The 1,496-nt window shown below is 42.2% G+C and carries 2 protein-coding genes and 1 pseudogene; all 3 read left to right on the forward strand.

Going from position 1 to position 1,496, the window contains the following annotated elements; translation table 11 throughout:
- Window positions 1-205, forward strand: a pseudogene (locus ACUVJL_RS28355) (arsenical resistance protein ArsH); the annotation flags it as partial.
- A 36-nt stretch (window positions 206-241) separates the two neighbouring features.
- Complete coding sequence (gene arsB, locus ACUVJL_RS28360; protein ID WP_445248898.1) at window positions 242-1,309, forward strand: ACR3 family arsenite efflux transporter; 1,068 nt, start codon at window positions 242-244, stop codon at window positions 1,307-1,309.
- 46 nt (window positions 1,310-1,355) lie between these two features.
- The coding region (locus tag ACUVJL_RS28365) for an arsenate reductase/protein-tyrosine-phosphatase family protein (protein WP_445248899.1) at window positions 1,356-1,496 on the forward strand (141 nt) is incomplete at its 3' end.

A 1,496-nucleotide genomic window follows, 5' to 3' on the forward strand; every position in this document is an offset into this window, starting at 1 on the left:
TAATGAAGATGGGACGATGAAGGATTCGCCTTATCGCGATCGCGCGATCGACGTGATGGAGGAACTGTACAAGTTTACCTTGCTGTTGCGGGAGCAAACCGACTATTTGACCGATCGCTACAGCGAACGCAAGGAACAAGCGGCTAAAGAGGCGATCGCCCTAGCAAATCGCGCCCTTGAAGTTAACTCTCCTAAGAGTATCTAAAGTTGGCATTTCCCTAGGAGGTATCCAAAATAACTGATGAAGAATACGACCATTTTAAAGCAACTTTCCTTTTTAGACCGTTACCTAACCTTATGGATTTTTCTGGCAATGGTCATCGGCGTTAGCTTGGGAGTTTTCATCCCTGGTATCCAAGGATTTATCAACCAATTTCAAGTTGGAACAACTAACATCCCGATTGCCATTGGCTTAATTCTGATGATGTATCCACCGCTTGCCAAGGTGCGATATGAAGAGTTAGGGGATATATTTCGCAATCCGAAGATTCTCGGTCTATCGTTATTGCAAAACTGGGTAATCGGCCCGATTTTAATGTTTGTGTTAGCCATCACTTTTCTACATGATTACCCTGAATATATGGCTGGCTTGATTATGATTGGAATAGCCCCCTGTATTGCGATGGTAATTGTCTGGAGCGAGTTAGCCAAAGGAGATACTGAATATACAGCAGGACTTGTGGCATTCAACAGTATTTTTCAAGTTTTATTTTACAGCGTTTATGCCTGGTTTTTTATCACAGTTTTACCCCCATTATTTGGGTTAAAAGGCAGCGTTGTTAACATAGGAATTGGAGAAACTGCCCAAACTGTTTTCATTTATTTAGGAATTCCATTTCTGGCAGGCTTTTTAACTCGCGTCGCGTTGGTAAAAGCCAAAGGCAAGCGCTGGTATCACAGCGAGTTCATTCCTAAAATCAGTCCAATTACACTGATTTTTCTGTTGTTTACCATCGTAGTAATGTTTAGCTTAAAGGGAAATTTAATTGTTCAGATTCCCAGGGATGTGGTGCGGATAGCGATTCCGTTGCTGCTCTACTTTGTGCTAATGTTCTTAGAAACTTTCTACATGGCATGGAAAATAAAAGCTGATTATGCGAAATCAGCAAGTTTGGCTTTCACTGCTGCTAGCAATAACTTTGAATTAGCCATTGCTGTCACCATTGCCGTGTTTGGCATTAACTCCGGTGCCGCCTTTGCTGCAGTGATTGGGCCATTAGTAGAAGTTCCTGTGCTGATTAGTTTAGTTAACCTTGCACTGTGGTTTGAAAAGCGATTTTTTAGACATAATACGCCCGGGTCTGTCTAGCCTACTCATACAATTTTCCAATCACCAACAACTAACAACAAATCAAATGAAAAAAGTAATGTTTGTTTGCAAAAGAAACTCCTGCCGATCGCAAATGGCAGAAGGATTCGCTAAAACCATCGGAGCCGGCAAGATTGGAGTCACCAGTTCCGGGTTAGAATCAAGCAGAGTTCATCCGACAGCAATT

Source organism: Microcoleus sp. OTE_8_concoct_300 (assembly GCF_031383065.1).
Lineage (GTDB): Bacteria > Cyanobacteriota > Cyanobacteriia > Cyanobacteriales > Microcoleaceae > Microcoleus.